Origin of the sequence: Chryseobacterium viscerum (genome assembly GCF_002899945.2) — a bacterium.
Classification (GTDB): Bacteria; Bacteroidota; Bacteroidia; order Flavobacteriales; family Weeksellaceae; genus Chryseobacterium; species Chryseobacterium viscerum.
The window spans coordinates 408,293-427,031 of the sequence record NZ_PPEG02000004.1; the positions used below are offsets into that span (position 1 = coordinate 408,293).

At 35.8% G+C, this 18,739-nt stretch carries 16 protein-coding genes; 10 read left to right on the top strand and 6 right to left on the bottom strand.

Annotated elements, in window-relative coordinates; translation table 11 throughout:
• Positions 1-61 precede the first annotated feature (61 nt).
• From C1634_RS11205 to C1634_RS11215, 3 genes are all read left to right on the top strand, one after another.
• On the top strand, positions 62-952 hold the full coding sequence (locus C1634_RS11205) for a ribokinase (protein ID WP_103231663.1): 891 nt from the start codon (positions 62-64) through the stop codon (positions 950-952).
• A 90-nt stretch (positions 953-1,042) separates the two neighbouring features.
• Positions 1,043-1,888: an alpha/beta hydrolase family protein gene (locus tag C1634_RS11210; RefSeq protein WP_109738414.1), complete on the top strand. Its 846-nt coding sequence runs from the start codon at positions 1,043-1,045 to the stop codon at positions 1,886-1,888.
• On the top strand, positions 1,885-2,529 hold the full coding sequence (locus C1634_RS11215; RefSeq protein ID WP_103231665.1) for an HD domain-containing protein: 645 nt from the start codon (positions 1,885-1,887) through the stop codon (positions 2,527-2,529). The genes C1634_RS11210 and C1634_RS11215 overlap by 4 nt, the downstream gene beginning before the upstream one ends.
• Here the strand turns inward: C1634_RS11215 and C1634_RS11220 are convergent.
• A complete protein-coding gene (locus C1634_RS11220) occupies positions 2,526-3,770 on the bottom strand; it encodes a porin family protein (RefSeq protein ID WP_109738415.1) in 1,245 nt (414 codons plus the stop codon). The two genes, C1634_RS11215 and C1634_RS11220, sit on opposite strands and share 4 nt — an antisense overlap.
• 144 nt (positions 3,771-3,914) lie before the next feature.
• Here C1634_RS11220 and C1634_RS11225 point away from each other — a divergent pair, with 144 nt between their 5' ends.
• Entirely contained in the window at positions 3,915-4,433 is a 519-nt protein-coding gene (locus C1634_RS11225; protein ID WP_165835311.1) for a hypothetical protein, read from the top strand.
• 49 nt (positions 4,434-4,482) lie between these two features.
• Here C1634_RS11225 and C1634_RS11230 read toward each other — a convergent pair whose 3' ends face one another.
• Complete coding sequence (locus C1634_RS11230) at positions 4,483-4,713, bottom strand: hypothetical protein (RefSeq protein ID WP_103233556.1); 231 nt, start codon at positions 4,711-4,713, stop codon at positions 4,483-4,485.
• Positions 4,714-4,890: 177 nt separating this feature from the next.
• Entirely contained in the window at positions 4,891-5,781 is an 891-nt protein-coding gene (locus C1634_RS11235) for a DUF72 domain-containing protein (RefSeq protein ID WP_103233560.1), read from the bottom strand.
• 351 nt (positions 5,782-6,132) lie between these two features.
• Between C1634_RS11235 and C1634_RS11240 the strand changes: the two genes are divergently transcribed.
• Positions 6,133-9,318: a TonB-dependent receptor gene (locus tag C1634_RS11240; protein WP_109738416.1), complete on the top strand. Its 3,186-nt coding sequence runs from the start codon at positions 6,133-6,135 to the stop codon at positions 9,316-9,318.
• Between the two features lie 422 nt (positions 9,319-9,740).
• Here C1634_RS11240 and C1634_RS11245 read toward each other — a convergent pair whose 3' ends face one another.
• From C1634_RS11245 to C1634_RS11255, 3 genes are all read right to left on the bottom strand, one after another.
• Entirely contained in the window at positions 9,741-11,399 is a 1,659-nt protein-coding gene (locus tag C1634_RS11245; RefSeq protein ID WP_103233554.1) for a ribonucleoside-diphosphate reductase subunit alpha, read from the bottom strand.
• Between the two features lie 55 nt (positions 11,400-11,454).
• Positions 11,455-11,745 (bottom strand): hypothetical protein, encoded by a 291-nt coding sequence (locus C1634_RS11250; protein WP_103233553.1) that lies wholly within the window; start codon positions 11,743-11,745, stop codon positions 11,455-11,457.
• Positions 11,746-11,850: 105 nt separating this feature from the next.
• Positions 11,851-12,825, bottom strand: a complete 975-nt coding sequence (locus tag C1634_RS11255; RefSeq protein WP_103233559.1) for a ribonucleotide-diphosphate reductase subunit beta — start codon at positions 12,823-12,825, stop codon at positions 11,851-11,853.
• 424 nt (positions 12,826-13,249) lie between these two features.
• Between C1634_RS11255 and C1634_RS11260 the strand changes: the two genes are divergently transcribed.
• From C1634_RS11260 to C1634_RS11280, 5 genes are all read left to right on the top strand, one after another.
• On the top strand, positions 13,250-13,939 hold the full coding sequence (locus C1634_RS11260; RefSeq protein ID WP_103233552.1) for an ABC transporter ATP-binding protein: 690 nt from the start codon (positions 13,250-13,252) through the stop codon (positions 13,937-13,939).
• Between the two features lie 90 nt (positions 13,940-14,029).
• Positions 14,030-15,259 (top strand): ABC transporter permease, encoded by a 1,230-nt coding sequence (locus tag C1634_RS11265; RefSeq protein WP_103233551.1) that lies wholly within the window; start codon positions 14,030-14,032, stop codon positions 15,257-15,259.
• Positions 15,260-15,344: 85 nt separating this feature from the next.
• Positions 15,345-16,616, top strand: a complete 1,272-nt coding sequence (locus C1634_RS11270; protein WP_109738417.1) for an ABC transporter permease — start codon at positions 15,345-15,347, stop codon at positions 16,614-16,616.
• A 122-nt stretch (positions 16,617-16,738) separates the two neighbouring features.
• On the top strand, positions 16,739-17,950 hold the full coding sequence (locus tag C1634_RS11275) for an efflux RND transporter periplasmic adaptor subunit (RefSeq protein WP_185145127.1): 1,212 nt from the start codon (positions 16,739-16,741) through the stop codon (positions 17,948-17,950).
• A 176-nt stretch (positions 17,951-18,126) separates the two neighbouring features.
• On the top strand, positions 18,127-18,693 hold the full coding sequence (locus tag C1634_RS11280; protein WP_103235158.1) for a hypothetical protein: 567 nt from the start codon (positions 18,127-18,129) through the stop codon (positions 18,691-18,693).
• The last annotated feature ends 46 nt before the right edge of the window (positions 18,694-18,739 follow it).

An 18,739-nucleotide genomic window follows, 5' to 3' on the forward strand; every position in this document is an offset into this window, starting at 1 on the left:
AATTATTTTTGAGGTACCATTTTTGCAAAATATTAAACTTAAAAGAACAATATAAAACACAATGAACTTCTTATCAGAACAGCCCCGAATTATCGTTGTAGGCAGCTCATCTATTGACCTTGTCCTTGAAACCGAAAAACTTCCTTTACCAAATGAAACAGTTTTGGCTGTTAATTCATATAGCTACTTCGGAGGAAAAGGAGCCAATCAGGCAGTGGGTACAGCAAGATTGGGAGCAAGTGTGTACTTTATAGGATGTGTGGGAATGGATCCCCTTGGACAACAGATTATGAGAAATCTGGTGAGTGAAAATGTAAATGTAGGTTTTGTTCATGAAACAGATAAAGAATCTACAGGTACAGCTTATGTGACGACCTCCAATGGACATGCAGCTATTGTTGTAGTACCGGCTGCGAATAAACATCTTAGTAAAGCCCATATAGATGAAGCGGAAAAATATTTTCATACCACAGACCTTGTGCTTGTACAGCTTGAGGTTTCTATGGAAGTTGTAGAACATACTGTGAAAAAAGCCAAGCAATATGGTAAGAAGATAGGATTATATGCTTCTCCTGCAATGAGAGTCAGCGAAGAGATCTTAGATAAAGTAGATTTTATTATTGCCAAAAGCAATGAATTATATGTTATTTTCGGAGAAGAAAAGAGAGAAGAAGTCCTTAAGAAATATTTCAATAAAGTTTTTGTAAGAGATGATACCAATTCAACCATTTATTTTGATGGTACAGAGATGAAGTATTACAGAAATGATAAAGATGAAACCGTTTATAAAATGGGAATGGGAGATGCATTTACTTCAGGATTTGCCATAGCCCTCTGCCATGGGAATTCTATTGAAGAATGTGTGAAATTCGGAAATGAAGTTTCATCAAGAGTTTCAGGAGGCAAAGGATCTCAGACAGGGCTGCCAAGAATCTCAGATTTCTTTTCTTAAAGCTATTTACGACATATCAAAAGATTGAAACTTAACATAAAAATATAAGTAAAATGTCCACTTTTATAGTGGATTTTTTCTTTTTATACTATGGAAAAACTAATATTGACCACAGAAGACCATGCTTCCCTGGCTGTTCATCTCTTTATACCGGAAAAAAGTAATGGGAAACTATTGCTGATCAATTCGGCAACAGGAGTGAAACAACAGGTCTATTTTTCCTTTGCGAGCTATTTTTCTGAACAGGGATTTACAGTAATTACCTATGATTATCGGGGGATAGGACTTTCCAAACCAGAAAATATGAAAGGGTTTTATGGTTCTATGAGGCTTTGGGGTTCACAAGATTACAAAGCTTTAACTCAATATATCAAGGCGAATTTTAAAGACTACAGAAAATATTGCCTGGGGCATTCCGTGGGAGCATTAATTCTGGGAATGAATCAGGATTCTGAAATGTTTGAAGAATTTGTTTTTGTAGGAACACAAAATGCTTTTGTAGGAAACCTTAAAGGAATGACCAAAATTGAAGCTTTTCTTGGCTTTGGAATTGCTCAGCCGGTAACCACTTCATTATTAGGATATTTTCCGGCACATTGGTTTGGGCTTGGAGAAAGTCTTCCAAAAAATTGCGCATATGACTGGAGAACCTTAATTTTAAACAAGAAATCAACCAACAGACTGTTGGAGAAAATTGATGACTACTCTAAAAATTTGACGCAGAAAGTATTTGTGATTCGGGCAGAAGATGATATCTGGCTCACAGAAAAAGGAGTGTTGAGCTTGCTGAATGATACCTATACTAATCTAAGACCCACCTACAGACTGGTAGCCGTTTCAGAATCTGATAAAAAAGAAATCGGGCATATCAATTTTTTTAGAAGTTACAACAACAAACTCTGGGATATTATTTTAAATGAATTGATAGATACATGAAAAGTACAATTGAGAACACAATAGCATTTGTAAAAGAAAAATTAGAAGGAGCAGAAGCAGGACATGACTGGTTCCATATTGAAAGAGTCTGGAAACTGTCTGCCCAAATAGCAGAAACAGAGGTTTGTGATACAGAAGTAGTAGAATTGTCTGCTCTTCTTCACGATATTGCCGATCCTAAATTTCATAATGGTGACGAAACCATTGCTCCCAAAATATCCAGAGAATTTCTTGAACAGCAGAATGTTTCTGAAGAAACCATCCAGAAGGTTTTATTTGTTATTGAGAATATTTCCTTTAAAAACAGAGATCAGGCACCTGTAGATCCCCCAATCGAGCTTAAAATTGTACAGGATGCAGACCGCATTGATGCAATTGGTGCCATAGGAATTGCCAGAACATTCAACTTTGGAGGTTTTAAGAATAACCTGATGTACCATCCGGATATGAACCCCAAATTGGGAATGTCGAAAGAAGAATATAAAAAATCTAACGGAACCACCATTAATCATTTCTATGAAAAACTACTCCTTTTGAAAGATATGATGAATACCGAAAAAGGCAAAAAAATGGCCGAAGAAAGACACCATTACATGTTGAATTTCCTCGACCAGTTTTATAAAGAATGGAATGTAGACTAGAAAATATTATATCCTAGAATTAAGGAAACATATTTAAGATCTCCAGTAGCAGCATTTCTTTTTTCATCCAGTAGATTAGTACTTGTATTGTATCTTGCTTCGATACTGTATTTATTCTTATAGTTGAAGCCTACGCCAAATACGGCACTTTTAAAGCTTTGGGACGGGGATAATTGTAATTTGTCAAAAACCGTCCCATCATAATCTAAATCAATAGTTTCAGATGAGCTGGTTTTAATCGAAAGGACATTAATACCAGCATTGATAAAGATTTTTGAGTCATCATTGATAAACATATAATGTCTTAAGCTTAACGGAAGACTGAAGAATGAATAATTCTCCATATGCATATTATATAAATTATCATTCGTTTTAATGGTTACCTTATTGTTGTAAAGAGAGAAGGTAGGTTCCAGAACTACTGACCATTTGTTTTTGTTGAATGGTAATACGATTTCTGCTTCTACACCTATTCTTACACCAGTTTTAGAAGGGAAACCTTCATTACCATAGGTTTGTGCAATTTTCAATGGAGAATAGAAATTAGCTCCCGGTCTTATGCTTAAATTGAATTTTGCTTTCTTTTTGGTTTCAGAAAAAGACTGTTCCTTAGAAGAAGTTGCTCCTGAAAATTTACTGTTATATAGGCTGAATACTTTTTTTAGATCGCTTGTGGTATATTTTGTCTTTGCTGCTAAAGCTTTTGCATTGCTGTCATTAGAAAAAATTGTTTGCAGTTGATTGATATAATCATCATTGGTCGCAACTTGAGAACTGCTGCCGTTGAAATAATATTTTTTGTAGATCAATGGCTGAATAGAAGAATCGGAATCGGAATAAAAATATCTTCCAAAATTTTGTTTCTGATAGAAATAAAGACTTTTATTACCCTTCACAACTTCTTTTAAAAAGACTAAGCCTTTTTTTAGTTCCGGAGCTTTACTGTTAGAAAGATCATCAAGATTATCTGATGAATAATCAATATCACCGTTGTAACTGATGTATTTAATTTCATTATAGATACCAAATTCTTTAATAGTGTTTGGAGTACCAGTGTTTTCGGCTGAGTTTTCATCTGTTTTATAAACGAAATTGTCAGGAGTACTTACCCATCCCTGGTTTTTGATGAGTACTTCTTTTTTGACGTCATTACTGTTGATAATGTAGCCTTTTTCGAATTTTACCTGAGCGAAGATGAGCGCGATACAAAAAGAAAGTAGTACCGATAGCGTTTTTTTCATGGTTAGTTAAGATTAAAAATTTGAGGCCAAATATAGATAAAATAGAGATAAGAAGTATCTTTGTAAAATATGACACTCATTATTTTTATAATATTTCTGGCATCAGTGCTTTCTTTGATCTTATTTAAGATAAAATCAGGGAGTATGGCGAAGTGGGCGAAGCTGTTTCGTATTGTAACAGTTGTTTTTTCAATCTCAGTTTTTACGTACTGGTTTATTAAGAAAAGTGCTGTGGCATTCGTGGACAATTCTGTAGGACTGCAGGTAGTGAATAAACTTCTGCAGGCATTGGATTTTTACCTGATCAACGTAAATAAATCTGATAAAAATACAACCCTTGAACCCAAACATATTGGGAAAATACGTCCGGAATATTACAGAGTAGAATACCTGAAAATGGATAAATCCGATGAATACTGGATTGTAGGGTATCTCGGAAAGAAAAATCTTGTATATTTTTCCCAACATTCTGTACCCAATAAAAATATTGATCAGATTGTGGAAGTACAGAACTACATCAACCAAAGTATGAAGCTTTCTGATGCTGCAAAAAAACAAGTGGATGCTTACAATTATGAGAATACAAAACTGGGGATCTGGATTGCACTGGATTTCCTTCTTCTGTTTCTCAATCTGGTACTGCTTCTGAGAAAAAATAAATAATAAACGGTAATGAGGTTTTGATACTCATTACCGTTTTTGTTTTGTTTCTTTAGGGATAATCCAGAATTTGCATAACCTGCTCCTTAAATTCTTCAGGACAGGATCTAATAATTTTGTCCTTATTCTGTTTACTAATCTCTTTCGGGGTGACCCATTCGATTTTATTAGAATTTAGACTGTGATGATCATATATCCTTTTTATAGTGTGATTTTCATAAAAAATATATTCATCACTAAGCCAGTTACTGGCAATACTGATTGTACAAATTTCCTTTTCCATGATTTATGTTTTAAAGCATAATGTTTAGTGAAATACATTATACTCTAATATACGAAATTTTTCTTTATGAAAAGGAGATGTCTGCTATTTAGAAAAAAAATAAAATAGGGTCTGTTTAATTTTTTATACTGAAATAAATTCTGTTTTTTTGAATAATTGATGTAAACTTTATATCCTTTAAAAGAGGGTTCCTGTACTTTCGGTAGCCATTTGTGGAAGATGAATATCCGTTTTCCATTCTTCATTTAGTTTTTTGATAAAATAGGCAGATAATAAAGGAGATGCTTTTTCAATATTCTGATGTACAAAAAAGTAAAGATTCTGAAGACCGTCTTTCTTCCATTGGGTAAGATGCTTCAACCAGTCATCCAGTCTTTCGTAGTCACTTTCGGCATTCGCTCCTACATATCGGATGAATGCATTGGGCGTTGTAAGACGCATATGAAGCATATCTCTTCTTCCGGCAGTATCTACGATAATATTGGTGATATGATGAGCCTCAAAAAGGTCACATGTTGTATTAAAGATTTCCTCATCGGTAAACCATTCTGTATTTCGGAGTTCTATAGCCAAAGGAACTTCTTTAGGCCATTCCTTTACAAATTTTTCCAGCCTGTCATAGTCCTTAGGCTTAAAATTATCATGAAGCTGAAGGAAAGCCATTCCCAGTTTTTCATCAAAATTCATAACAGCGGAGGCAAAATGAGTCACAGGATCAGTCACATCAATCAGCCTTCTGAAATGAGAAACCGTATTGGTGATCTTAGGGAAAAATTTGAAATTTTCCGGAGTTTTTTCTTTCCATGTTTTTACCTGATCAGGAGTTGGCATTCCGTAGAAAGTAGCATTCAGTTCTATAGAATTAAACTGAGTGGCATAATAAGTCAATTCATCTTTAGTTCCTTTAGGATAAAATCCTTTAAGGTCAGTTTTGTTCCATTTAGCACATCCGATAGAAATGTTTTCCAGTCCTTTTTTATTAAGAGCCAGCATTTCCTTGGTTTTAGGATGGTCTTTAGGTAATGTGAAATCTATTTTTGAAGGGTCTTCTACTTGTCCGAATTTCATATCTGTAGTTTTGGTATTAAACAATAAACACAAATATAAACCAAAAATCTCAGAGCATTCTATGATTTTCAGGGAAAGTAGTTGTTATGGAAAATGATTGCCTTGCCACAAATTTGTAAAGTTATATAACTATCCGAATGGTATTTTTCATCTTCTTAAATATGCTCAGAAAGCTTGAAAAATAGAATGATTTTTAATTTTTTATATGAATTTTTTTAAGTCTATCACTATGTTTCTATTAAGTTTTTTTTAAGGAAATGTTAAACATTCTGTTACGTAATGTTAATTCTATGTTACCATACTTCATTTTTACGAGATCTAATTTTACACCAAGTTTATAGCGAATAAAATATGAAGAAAAAAATCATCTGTGCTTTTGCTCTGTTATCGTTTGGGTTTGCATTTTCACAGGAAACCAGTTCTAAAATTTTTGGAAGATTAAAGGGGATTTCTTCCGAAGTTACAGTAAAGGTAATTCACCTTCCTACCAATAGTACCTTTGAAACGAAAAGTAACAGCAAAGGGCAGTTCAGTTTGGACAATCTTCAGCCGGGAGGGCCTTATAAAATTGAAATTTCTGACGGATCACAGGTTATTTATGAAAACCCGAACCTTCAGCTTTCTTTAGGGAGTAATGACTTGCCCGTAGTAGATGTAGGAAGTAAAGAAAAAACAATTGATGAAGTGAAAATTACTTCTAAAAAGACCACGGCAAAATATGGGGTGGGAATCAGCCAGGCTCAGATTTCCGGCCTTCCGAATATCAACCGTGGAATTCAGGATGTTACAAAACTGGTTCCTCAGAGTGCTAACAACTCTTTCAACGGGACCAATTTCCGATACAATAATGTGACGATAGATGGTTCTATTAATAATGATGCTATTGGCTTTAGTCCTTCGTTGGGAGGGCAGACGGGGAGCTCAGGGATGCCTGGAAGCAGTACGCGTTCCAATTCTATAAGTCTGGATGCCATTCAGGATGTACAGGTCTATATCGCTCCATATGATGTGAAGCTCGGAAATTTCCTTGGAGGAAGTATCAATGCGGTGACACGAAGCGGGAGTAATGGTGTTACAGGATCTATCTATGCTTACGGAAGAAATGCTGCGATCACCGGTAATAACAGAGTAGGAGATAATTCTAAAATGCCCAAAGATTTTGAAGATTTTATTTATGGGGGAAGAGTAGGTCTGCCGATTGTACGGGATAAAGTATTCCTGTTTACAAATCTGGAATATACGAAAAGAACAGATCCTGTATTTTATAATGCCAATGATCCGGGAGCACTCGTCAATGAGCAGGTGGCTCAGCAGATTTCAGATTTTGTACGAAATAAATATGGTTTCAATGTAGGGAGCTTTAATCAGTACAATAACTTCTCTGAAAGTTCTAAACTTTTCAATAAGTTAGATTGGAAAATTAATGACAAGCATACTTTATCCATTAAAAACAATACGGTATTTTCACAGGCATCCAATCTTGAAAGAGACGGGGCCAACTTTAGATTCTCCGGTATGGATTTTATTCAGAAAAATACAGCATCTACTACCACACTTGAATTAAAAAGCCGTTTTAATGATAAATGGAGCAACAATTTGGTCGTAGGATATTCTTCCATTCATGATTATAGAGATCCTACTTCCGGCAATGCTATGTTTCCACAGGTGGAAATTGCTTATAATGGCGGAACAATTCTGTTAGGAAATGACAGAGAAGCTACTGTTTTCAATATGAAACAGAAAACATTTGAAATTACAGATAATCTTACTTATAAAAAAGGAAATCATACTTTCTTATTAGGAACTCACAATGAGTTGTATAATATCAATTATGGTTTTGTAAATGCGTTGAACGGAAGAATTTCCTATAAAAACCTGACCGATTTTTATAATGGGACACCTGCAAGGATAAGGGGAACTTACCCTTTTAACGGAGACAGCAGGCAAACGCTTTTTGATAATCCTTATGCACAGTATAAAGTGAATCTGCTTTCCCTCTATCTTCAGGATGAAATCAATTGGGGAAGAGTAAGACTTTCACCGGGAGTAAGAGTAGATTATACAGATTTACCGAATAAACCGCAGTCGAGCCCATTGGTAAACAATTCTCCTCAGGATCCTAACTATGGGAATACCTATAATTATACTCCACTGAGCCAGCTTACCAACAACTATCTGAATAAACCAACCTTCTCTCCAAGACTTGGATTTACGATTGATCTTACAGAAGACAGATCGATGGTGCTAAGGGGAGGATCTGGAATTTTTGTGGGAAGAATTCCTTTTGCCTGGTTAGGATATGCTTATTATAATGATGGAGTAGGTTTTGGAAGTTATGACTACAATGCTCCTACTGCAGGACAACTTGCAACGAATGGAGATCCTTTAATGAGTTCTAACTTCCCAAAATGGCAGAATTCCTCAAAAGTACAGGTAGACCTTGTTGATAATAACTTTAAAATGCCAAGAGTATGGAGAAGTTCCTTAGCTTTTGATTATACGCTTGCAGGATATAAACTTACTTTGGAAGGTATTTATACCAAAGTGCTTTATGATCTGAAATTCCAGCAGGTCAATAAAACGGATAATGTAACGTATTACAGCTATGATGTGAATCATGAGATGCCAATCTATACAACGAATATCAATAGCAATTTTTCCAATGCCTATCTTTTATCCAACACTAAAGAAGGATACCGTTACAATCTGACGGCTCAGCTGTCAAAGTCGTATAACTTCGGATTCAATTTCTTTGTGGCATACACTTACGGTGATGCTAAAGATATTACCAATGGTATCAGAAACTCCATGGAAAGTAACTGGCAGATGAACCAGTCTCTGACTCCTAATGATCCGAAGCTGACCACCTCTAATTTTGCCATCAAAAACAGAGTGGTAGCCAATCTTGGATATACCTTTACTATTTCTGATTCCAACAGATTATATACCAACGTATACTTCAATGCACAATCAGGAAATCCTTTCTCTTGGGGATTTGTGAACAGTACTATTGCCAATACGGGACAGGCTGCGGGACTTGCTTATATCTTTAAAGATGCTGCAGAAGCATCCAAATATATTGTTCCGATAAAAGATGCCGCAGGAAACGTTGTGGTTACTGCCCAACAGCAGATTGCAGATTATGAAAATTTTGTCAACAGTAATGATTATCTGAAATCCAGACGAGGGAAGTTTACGGAAAGAAATGGTGATGTTACCCCTTGGAATATTCAGGCAGATATCAGAATTATGGATGAAATCAGATTGAGTCCGAAGTCTAAGAACAATATTCAGATCTCATTGAGCATCATCAATTTTACCAATCTGTTAAACAAAGACTGGGGGAAAGTGTACTTTGTACCTAATACCTTCAATTCTACAGCGAGTGTCGGGTTGACAAAAGTTGGAAATGTAGCAACAGGACAACCTTCAGCGGGAGATCCTACCTACAACTTTAAAACACCTGGTTTGCCTTATACCATAGATCAGTTTGCCTCAAGATTCCAGGCGCAGCTGGGTGTTCGGTATAATTTTTAATAACGCTTTTAATTTTACTTCATATAATTCTTTTTCAAAGGTTCGGATTTTCTTTCCGGACCTTTTTTATGAATGATGAATGATAATTGATGAATGCTCAATTTTTGCCGATATAAGAAATGCATTTTATCTTTACTCAATCATTTTAAATACACGCAATTATCTATGAAAATCCGCATAATCTATGGTTAAATCCCCAATAATTATATACAAGTTGTAATTATTCAATAGAAATGGGCTTTAGCCCATTTTCAAAAAAACAAATCATCCATCGGCTTTAGCCAAAACTTATCAACACTATAAGAATCATCTGTAAGAATTTGTGTAATCTGCGGGCCAATAACCAAAACTATTATATTGAAAACGACAAAAGCACACCTTTCGGTATGCTTTTGTAAATATAGCGTGTTTATTACTTGGTCCTATGCCTCACAGCTTGAGCATGATACGAAGTTAACCATCATTTCTTTTGAAACAGATGAACTTCTTTGGTAGTAAAGCGTTTTTACTCCTTTTTTCCAAGCTTCAATATAAAGGTAATTTACATCTTTTACAGGCATTGTAGAAGGAATCTGAAGATTCAGTGACTGTGCCTGGTCAATGTATTGCTGTCTCTGTGCAGCCTGAGAAATAACCTCCATTGGAGAGATCTCTTTGAAAGTTTTGAATACTGCTTTTTCTTCAGGAGAAAGCTCATTCAGATGCTGTACAGATCCGTGGTTCAACATGATTGTTCTCCATGTTTCTTCGTTATCCAATCCCTTATCTTTCAATAATTTTGCCAGGTATTTGTTCTTACGCATAAAGTTCCCTTTAGCAAGACCTGCTTTATAATAGTTTGAAGAGAAAGGCTCGATTCCCGGAGAAGTCTGTCCTAAGATTGCAGAACTTGAAGTGGTAGGAGCGATAGCCATTGTTGTGGTGTTTCTTAGCCCGTATCCTTTCAATACTTCCGGTTCTCCGTATATGTTGGCAAGTTCTCTTGAAGCCTGCTCAGCCTGCTCTTTAATATGTCTGAATGCTCTTGCATTGAATTGAGTTGCCTCAAAGCTTTCAAACGGAATCATATTTTTCTGTAAATAAGAATGGTATCCTAAAACTCCTAGTCCAAGAGCTCTGTGACGCATTGCAAAAGTTCTTGCTCCCTGTAGGTAATAGTTACCCTCAGTTTTGTCAATAAACTCAGATAAAACAGCATCCAGGAAGTATACCGCTAGTTTTACAGCATCTGTATCTTTCCATTCGTCATACAGTTCAAGGTTCATAGAAGACAGACAGCAGATGAAAGATTCTTCCATAGTAGAAGGAAGCATGATTTCAGAACAAAGGTTACTTGCGTTCACCGTCATTCCTAGATCTTTATACACCTGAGGTTTATTTCTGTTCACGTTGTCTGTGAAGAAAATATAAGGAAGACCTTTTTGCTGACGGCTTTCCAATACTCTTGCCCAAACTTTACGTTTCTCCATATCACCATCTATCATATCCTGCATCCAGTAATCCGGAACACATACTCCGGTAAACAGGTTCTGAATAGGGCTACCGATATCTTTAATGGATAAAAATTCTTCAATATCTCCGTGGTCAATATCTAAGTAAGCTGCAAAAGCTCCTCTTCTTACACCTCCTTGAGAAACTACATCCATAGCCGTATCGAAAAGCTTCATAAATGAAACTGCTCCTGAAGACTTTCCGTTATCAGTTACCGCTGTACCTCTGTTTCTCAATTCACCAAAATATCCTGAAGTTCCTCCTCCGATTTTAGTCTGCATGATTACTTCACCCATTTTGTGAGTAATTCCTTCAATACTGTCCGGAATATGGGCGTTGAAACATGAGATAGGAAGACCTCTTTCTGTTCCCATATTAGCCCATACAGGAGAAGAGAAACTGATCCATCCTTTCGTGATCATTTCTTTGAATGCCTGTTGAAGTTCTGGCTTGTATAATCTTTTTGCAGCAGCAGTGGTAATTCTGTCGATAGCTCCGTCTACCGTTTCACCTTTCAATAGATATCCTCTGTTCAGCATTTGCTCAGACTCTTCATTGAGCCACCATATATTTGAATTTTGCTCTTCCATAGATGTTATATTTTCGAATTCCGGAATGAGAGAATCACTCCGGAATTTTGTTTTTTTATATTATTGATTGTAAAATTTCTACTTTGTGGGAACCGTTCAGCCCGCTTTCATCTCTTAATCTCTGAAATTCTTTAAAAGATGGAACATTCAAAACCTCATGCTGAACTTCTTCATTGATGTAGTTTGAATAATGAACAAAAGTAACACCGTCCTCCTTTACATAGACTTTATACTCAAAGGTTGAAGGATCTATATTTTTGAAGTCCTCCAGAAACTTTTGGATATTAGTTTTGTTATTCGGAACAAATTCGGGGTTTACCGTATAGGTTACTATTACATTGATCATCTTTTATATTTGTGCTTTACTAATGAACAGTATTCCACTAAATGGTCAGTAAGGATAGATTCTAATACTGACTGCTTTGACGCTCGCTTCGCTCGCGCCCCAGTATTAAAACAAATCGTTTGCTGTAATACTCTTATCGTGCTTCGTATAGTCTACAGGTCTCTTCGCGAAGAAATCATCTAATGAATTAGCAAAAACTTCCTCTTCGAACCATACCATTGGTTTGTATTGTTCCGGAGTAATGTTATATCTTGTTTTCATGTTGATTTTCTTCAAACTGTCATCTACACGGTATTTCATGAAGTTTAACAGATCTTCTTTAGAAACATTGTCGATTTCTCCCAATTCGAAGATCCAGCTAAGGATATCTCCTTCTCTTGCGATAGACTCATCTACTAACGTGTAGATATCTTCAATGTCGCTGTCTGTTAGTAAGTCAGGCTGCTCCTCACGGATTTTGTTGATCAGATAGATTCCTGCATTAGCGTGAATCTGCTCATCGATTGAAGTCCATGCGATGATATTGGAAACGTTCTTCATGAATCCTTTAAATCTTGTGAAAGAAAGGATGATGGCAAATTGCGAGAAAAGAGAAACGTTTTCCACCAAAATACTGAATAGCAATAATGCAGAAACATATTCTTTCGGAGTGGCAGAATTAGCATGCTTTAAAGCATTTCCAAGAAATTCTATTCTTCCTTTTACGGCAGGAATTTCGATTACGTTAAGGAATTCATCATTATATCCTAATACCTCTAATAAACGGGAATATGCTTCAGAATGACGAAACTCACATTCTGCAAAAGTAGATCCTAATCCATTGAATTCCGGTTTTGGAAGGTGGTTGTATAAATTTCCCCAGAATGTCTTTACAGACACCTCGATCTGTGCAATGGCTAAGAGCGCATTTCTCACAGCATGCTTTTCATGTGGTTCCAACTGCGAATGAAAATCCTGAACATCTGCAGTAAAGTCCACTTCCGAGTGCACCCAGAACGATTTGTTGATTGCTTCTACAAATTGAAGAACCTCCGGGTATTCGAATGGCTTATAACTTACTCTTTTATCAAAAATTCCCATATTAAATATCTTTATAATTAAATAATTTAGATCTCTGTGGATAACGTTCCGGAAATACTTAAGTTTTTGTTTGTCTGCATATTGTGAATTAAAGTTATTCACTTCCGCAAATCCATATTTCTTGTAAAGAACTAATGACAAAGTTCGAAAAAAAGAACTGATTTTGAAAGGGGTAAATACTAATCGTCTGACTTTTAGCCGGAAAAGTTTTCCACATTTACATGGAACAGGCTCGAATAATAGGCTAGACCGCAATATTGGTGATAAATGGGTACAAATCCCTAGTTACAGTTAAACAAAAAAATATAAACTATTATAAATAAAGGGCTAATATGTTAAACAAAAAAATATTTGAATAAATTTTTATTCTTGTAACAATTTGAAAATATCATCTACTTATTGGGTATAAAACATACATCACTTAATGTTAGTAATTCAGGATTTAAATAAGTCATACGATACAGGGAAAAGCAAACTTCATGTTCTTAAAGGAATTAATCTGAATATTTCTGAAGGAGAGTTTGTTTCTATTATGGGAAGTTCCGGTTCGGGAAAATCTACGCTTCTTAATATTATTGGGATTCTGGATGAAAAAGATTCGGGAACTTATGAATTGGATGGTGTTCCTATAGAGCATTTATCTGAAATAAAAGCCGCAGAATACAGAAGTAAGTTTTTAGGATTTATTTTTCAATCTTTTAATCTTATCAATTATAAAACAGCTTTGGAAAACGTAGCGCTTCCTTTGTACTATCAGAATGTACCGAGAAAAGAACGAAATCAGAGAGCGATGGAATACCTGGAGAAAGTAGGGCTTGCACAATGGGCAGATCACCTTCCCAGTGAGCTTTCGGGTGGACAGAAACAGAGAGTGGCTATTGCCAGAGCTTTGATTACGAATCCAAAAGTAGTATTGGCAGATGAACCTACAGGAGCATTGGACTCCAAAACTACTCATGATATTATGAAACTTCTTCAGGATATCAACAACGAAGGAAGAACAATCATCGTTGTAACCCATGAACCCGATGTTGCTGCACAAACCAAAAGAAATGTAATACTGAAAGACGGGATTATTGAAAGTGACGAGTTTATTAAGCAGATTGTGCTTTAGGAATTTGATAATTTGAAAATGAGATAATTTTAAAATTTAATGATTCGGTTTTAATCTTTAAATTTTTCAATCTTTTAATACCAATAAAAAATGTTTGACCTAGATCGTTGGCAGGAAATATTCAGTTCTATCCGTAGTAATGTACTTCGGACAGTACTTTCAGGGTTCACAGTAGCTCTGGGACTGTTTATTTTCATTGTACTTTTTGGAATTGGAAAAGGACTTCAGAATGCTTTCTCTGAAGGATTTTCAGGAGATGCCAAAAACCTGATTTCCATTACCACAGGGAAAACTACATTAGCTTATAAAGGATTGCAGTCAGATCGTACTGTTACGTTGAATAACAATGACTATGATTTTCTTATTAATACTGATAAGAAGAATGTAGGAGCTTCAAGTCCAAGATATAATGCCAGTTTAATGGTGAAGTACGGAAAGGAAAGTGGAATTTATCAGGTACATGGAGCGGAGCCAGGTGAGCAGATCATTGAAAACCGGAAGATGATTGATGGTAGATACATTACCCCTCGCGATTTGGCAGGAAAGCAAAATGTTGCAGTTATTGGAAGGATGGTGCAGAGAGATTTGATTAAGAACGGAAGCCCTGTAGGAAAGGAGCTTGATATCAACGGAACCATGTTTAAGGTCGTAGGAGTATTTTCCGATGATGGAGGAGACTGGGACGAAAGACATATTACAGTTCCTATTACGACTCTGCAGCAAATGAAAAAAGGTTCTGATACCGTGAGTATAGCTTATATCTCTTACAGTGACAAACTGACTCCTGAGCAGGCTATCAAATACGGGGATGAATTAAAAGATAGATTAAAATCAAGAAAAAATGTTTCTCCTGATGATGAAAATGGGGTCCGCGTCTGGAACAATGCGAAAAACATGAACGATACATTCGTTTTTATGGCCGTGCTTACAGCGATTGTGGGGTTCATTGGATTGGGGACATTACTGGCCGGAATTATCGGGATCAGCAACATTATGGTGTATATCGTAAAAGAAAGAACCAAAGAGATCGGAGTACGAAAAGCTATTGGTGCTAAACCAAGCGGAATTGTAGGCCTGATTGTTCAGGAAAGTGTTGTGATTACAGTAGTATCCGGACTTATCGGAGTTGGAGTAGGGGTTTTAGCATTAAGTCTTATTGGCAATAGCCTTGAAGAGTTTTTCATTAAAAGCCCAAGTGTAGGATGGGGAGCTATTTTGATGGCATTCATTGCACTGATTTTCTCAGGATTAATTGCCGGATTTGTTCCAGCGTACAGAGCTTCAAGAATCAAACCGATTGAAGCACTAAGAACAGAATAAGGGATACAATAAAAGGCGAAGAAAAAAATATCGTCAGATAAAAAAATTGATAGAATTCATAATTTATAACATATAATTCAAAAAGGTGAATATCATATTTAAAAAAGATACTTGGCAGGAGATCTATTATTCATTGAGGAATAATAAACTCCGAACATTTCTTACCATGATTGGTGTAGGATGGGGGATGTTTTTGTATGTAAGCCTTCTTGGAGCAGCAAAAGGGATGGAGAATGGTTTTGATAAATTATTTTCAGGTTTTGCAACCAACTCAATCTTCCTTTGGGCACAGAAAACCTCTATTCCCTATGAAGGATTTCCAAAAGGAAGAGAAGTTCACCTGAAGCTCTCCGATATGGAAATGCTGAAAAGGAAAGTAACAGCCATAGATTATATATCACCGCAAAATGCCAGAGGAAGCTTTACCGGAACACCGGGAGAAGCCATGTCCAGAAATGGGAAAAATGGAACATATTCGCTTACAGGAGACTACTCTGTAGGAAATAAAATTTCTGAAAAGAAACTGATCTTTGGACGCTATATCAATGATGCAGACGTTTCCGGAAATAAAAATGTAGTGGTGATTGGGGAAGAAATTTATAAGAACTTTTTTGATTCCAAGAAAAAGGAAAACCCAATTGGACAGTCGATCAATATAAAAGGATTATTCTTTAATGTCATTGGAGTATTCCGTGTGAAAAAAGGAGGCGGATTTGAAAATGACCAGACTGCTTTTATTCCACTTTCTACGTACACGAAAGTGTATAATGCAGGAGATCAGATTGATATGTTCGCTATTGTAAGTAAGCCTAATGCCAATGTGAACTCAGTAGAAGAAGATGTAAAGCAGGTTTTGAAAACAAAGAACAAAGTTTCACCTGAAGATACGAATGCTTTCGGGAGTTTCAATTTGGGGAAAGAATTTAAAAAACTGACAGGCTTTCTTACGGGAATGCAGCTGTTGACCATTATAGTAGGAACATTAACGATCCTTGCAGGAGTAATTGCTATTTCCAATATCCTGTTGATTACGGTAAAAGAAAGAACCAAGGAGATTGGAATCAGAAGAGCGTTGGGAGCGAAACCGGCTGAAGTACGAAATCAGATTTTGCTGGAAAGTGTTGTGATCACGCTCTCCTCGGGATTATTGGGCTTTATGTTTGGAATCTTTGTGCTGATGATATTAAATGCGGTCACCCAAGGACAGGATTCATTCCCTTTCTATAACCCGACAGTCAACTATGGAAATGTATTTGCAGCCATGGCAGTAATGGTAATTTTAGGACTGATTATCGGAATGATCCCTGCGCAGAGAGCCGTGAAAATCAGACCGATTGAAGCATTAAGAACAGAATAATTAATTTGAAAATAAAACTCATTTGAACGTTTTAAAATAAAGAGGAACAGGTTCTCAGCAGTCTGGATGAATCTTTTAATTTTTAAATCATTCAATCTTTTAATAAAAAATAAACTATACATATGAAAAAGAAATTCACTTGGAAAAAAGCCATTTATATAGTGTTGGGGCTTTTCTTTGCAGTGGCATTGTTCTCAGGGATTAGCTATCTTGTAAAATCTAATTCTAAAGAAAGTGAAGCTTTCCTTACCCGTAAACCTACCGTTCAGAACATGGATGATAAAGTAATGGCTACAGGAAAAATTGTTCCTAAAGAAGAAATTGAAATCAAACCCAATATTGCCGGGATTATAGATAAAATCTTAGTAAAAGAAGGAGATAAGGTAGAAGTAGGGCAACTGATTGCTACCGTGAAAATTGTTCCAAGTATCTCTGAAGTAAACGCTGCTCAGCAGGAAGTTCAGAATGCACAGATTCAGATCAGCAATGCTCAGATGAACGTAGGAAATATGCAGAAGCAGTTTGAAATGCAGGAAAAATTGTACAAGCAGGGAGTAGCTTCTAAACAGGAGTTTCTGAATTCTCAGCAGCAATTGTTTTCTCAACAGCAAACTCTTAAAAATTCTCAGCAGCAATTGAATACGGCTCAAAAAAGATTACAAATTGCTAAAACGGGAGCAACTCCTGAACTTCAGGGACAGGGATTAGCTACCACCGAGATCCGTTCCAAGGCTTCAGGTACCGTACTTGAAGTTCCTGTAAAAGCGGGAAGCCAGGTGATTGAAGCCAATAACTTTAATGCCGGAACAACGATTTGTTCAGTGGCAGATTTGAACTCATTGATCTTTAAAGGAGAAATTGATGAAGCACAAGCTGGAAAGCTAAGCCAAGGTATGGATATGAACATCGTAATCGGTGCATTACAAAATAAAACGTTCCCTGGAAAACTGACCATGATTGCCCCTAAAGGAAAAGATAATGCAGGAACTATCAAATTCCCGGTAGAAGGTAATGTAAGTAATCCTAATAATGATTATATTAGAGCTGGTTTTTCTGCGAATGGTGAAATTGTTTTGAGTTCTCAGAAAAATGCATTATTATTGGATGAGTCTTTAGTTCAATATGAAAAGAAACAAGGTAAAGATGTTTCTTTCGTAGAAGTAAAACAAAAAGATGGGAAATTCAAAAAAGTATATGTGAAACTTGGAGCAAGTGACGGTATCAACGTTCAGGTTCTTCCAGGATCAGATATTACAAAAGACACTGAAGTAAAAGTTTGGAACCCGTCTGATAAAGACAAAGAAGAACTGAAAGAAAAGTCTAGCAAGAAATAATAAACTACACTATACACTTTTAAACTGTGAATCCCGGAGGAATTTTTTCTCCGGGATTCTTTTTGCATAAAGTTTTTGCTAATGCTGCGGGCATTTAAATTCTTGACATTGAATCGAGAAGTCATTTAACAAACATCAAATAATTTCCTACATTTGATCTAAACATCAATTGAAAAATGTGCCGATACGCTGTAAAAACTTATAAATCACACTATGTATGCTTTAAATGCCGAAAATCATTTAAACAACCTGATATAGATGATATTTTACGACGAATTAAAAAAGAAAAAATATACCATGAATCAGATGGGAAATCGATTCGTAAAGTAGGACCTGTTTTTACAAAAACAAAAACAGAAGAGTTAAAAGAACTCGTTTCAGAGATAGGAAGCAGAAGTATAAGATGTCCTGAATGCAGAAATATAATGGCCGACCTTGGAAAAGATTTCAAAGCTCCTAAAAAAACGGCAGTAAAGGAATGGAAAATTGTAGAAAGTCTTTTTAAAACAGGAAAGTGCTTTCATAGCTGTGGTTGCGATGGGATAGGATATATTCCAAAAAACACCAATGACTATGCAATTTATTTGAAAACCATTTTACAGACATATGAAGAATATTTGATTTCCTATCAGAATGTGTCTATAATAGAATGTCACGATAAAAATGAAAGAATTAATTACTGGTCTGAAAATATTCAAAAGGTAAAAACTGAAATTATTGACAATAAGTTTGATACGGTATGAGAATGTAATATAAAATAGGTTTAAAATGTCTTAATTTTAAATTAAA

Coding starts and splice junctions, on each gene's coding strand:
- C1634_RS11230 (WP_103233556.1), bottom strand. CDS start 4,713: ATGGAAAAGGAAATTTGTACAATCAGTATTGCCAGTAACTGGCTTAGT.
- C1634_RS11280 (WP_103235158.1), top strand. CDS start 18,127: ATGTGCCGATACGCTGTAAAAACTTATAAATCACACTATGTATGCTTT.
- C1634_RS11215 (WP_103231665.1), top strand. CDS start 1,885: ATGAAAAGTACAATTGAGAACACAATAGCATTTGTAAAAGAAAAATTA.
- C1634_RS11240 (WP_109738416.1), top strand. CDS start 6,133: ATGAAGAAAAAAATCATCTGTGCTTTTGCTCTGTTATCGTTTGGGTTT.
- C1634_RS11260 (WP_103233552.1), top strand. CDS start 13,250: ATGTTAGTAATTCAGGATTTAAATAAGTCATACGATACAGGGAAAAGC.
- C1634_RS11255 (WP_103233559.1), bottom strand. CDS start 12,825: ATGGGAATTTTTGATAAAAGAGTAAGTTATAAGCCATTCGAATACCCG.
- C1634_RS11250 (WP_103233553.1), bottom strand. CDS start 11,745: ATGATCAATGTAATAGTAACCTATACGGTAAACCCCGAATTTGTTCCG.
- C1634_RS11265 (WP_103233551.1), top strand. CDS start 14,030: ATGTTTGACCTAGATCGTTGGCAGGAAATATTCAGTTCTATCCGTAGT.
- C1634_RS11220 (WP_109738415.1), bottom strand. CDS start 3,770: ATGAAAAAAACGCTATCGGTACTACTTTCTTTTTGTATCGCGCTCATC.
- C1634_RS11235 (WP_103233560.1), bottom strand. CDS start 5,781: ATGAAATTCGGACAAGTAGAAGACCCTTCAAAAATAGATTTCACATTA.
- C1634_RS11210 (WP_109738414.1), top strand. CDS start 1,043: ATGGAAAAACTAATATTGACCACAGAAGACCATGCTTCCCTGGCTGTT.
- C1634_RS11245 (WP_103233554.1), bottom strand. CDS start 11,399: ATGGAAGAGCAAAATTCAAATATATGGTGGCTCAATGAAGAGTCTGAG.
- C1634_RS11225 (WP_165835311.1), top strand. CDS start 3,915: ATGGCGAAGTGGGCGAAGCTGTTTCGTATTGTAACAGTTGTTTTTTCA.
- C1634_RS11275 (WP_185145127.1), top strand. CDS start 16,739: ATGAAAAAGAAATTCACTTGGAAAAAAGCCATTTATATAGTGTTGGGG.
- C1634_RS11205 (WP_103231663.1), top strand. CDS start 62: ATGAACTTCTTATCAGAACAGCCCCGAATTATCGTTGTAGGCAGCTCA.